This window comes from Streptomyces sp. SP18CS02 (assembly GCF_036322365.1).
Classification (GTDB): Bacteria; Actinomycetota; Actinomycetes; order Streptomycetales; family Streptomycetaceae; genus Streptomyces.
In genome coordinates this window covers 1-408 of the sequence record NZ_JAQYXC010000178.1, presented here as the reverse complement: position 1 = coordinate 408, position 408 = coordinate 1, and the positions used below count along the sequence as shown (strand labels likewise).

The 408-nt window shown below is 70.1% G+C and carries 1 protein-coding gene; it reads left to right on the top strand.

Annotated elements, in window-relative coordinates:
* Positions 1–330: FG-GAP repeat domain-containing protein (locus PUR26_RS01965; RefSeq protein WP_329868527.1), on the top strand; the 330-nt coding region annotated here is incomplete at its 5' end.
* Positions 331–408: the final 78 nt, after the last annotated feature.

Below are 408 nucleotides of genomic sequence, written 5' to 3'. Positions count from 1 at the left end.
CTCAACGACTTCGGGACCGCCCAGGGATGGTCCAGCGGCAAGCACCTCAGGTGTCTCGCCGACGTCACCGGCGACGGCAAGCCGGACATCGTCGGCTTCGGCGATGAAGGCGTCTGGGTGTCGCACAACACCGGCGACGGCCAGTTCGAGCAGGCCCAACGGGTCTGCTGCGGCTTCGGCTACCACGACGCCGCAGGCGCCTGGCGGGTCGACCGCCACCCCCGCTTCCTCGCCGACATCACCGGCGACGGCCGCGTCGACATCGTCGGCTTCGGCGGCCCGGGCGTGTATGTCGCCCGCCACCTCGACCGCCGGTTCCGCACCCGGTGACCCGGCAAACACCCACACCGCTACACCAGCCAGCGACGGTTCCACAGAGGTATCCCAAGTACGTGCCGCAGGAGTGCG